We start from the raw sequence: 256 nt of genomic DNA on the forward strand, positions 1-256 counted from the left end.
ACCAGGTGGTTACAACTCGTGTGTCCGCAGGGTCAAGCGTTCATCGCGCTTGCCCCTGCATCAAATTCGCAGTGATGTGCGGTGATGGCCCAGGCAATGCGGGCCAGTTTGTTGGCGATAGCGCATACCACCAGGTTGGGGTGGTGAGCGCACAGCAAGCCACGCACCCAGTTCGCCAACTTACCGGTTTTTCGCTCCAGCCCCATCAGATAGACCCGAGCGCACTGGATCAGCAGTCGTCGCTGATTGCCATCCC

1 pseudogene is annotated in these 256 nt (G+C 59.4%); it reads right to left on the minus strand.

Features of this window, described 5'->3' with window-relative positions:
* Positions 1–32 precede the first annotated feature (32 nt).
* Positions 33–256, minus strand: a pseudogene (locus tag L6D77_RS27140) (IS110 family transposase); the annotation flags it as partial.

The sequence above is a fragment of the Pseudomonas parasichuanensis genome, from assembly GCF_021601385.1.
Classification (GTDB): domain Bacteria; phylum Pseudomonadota; class Gammaproteobacteria; order Pseudomonadales; family Pseudomonadaceae; genus Aquipseudomonas; species Aquipseudomonas parasichuanensis.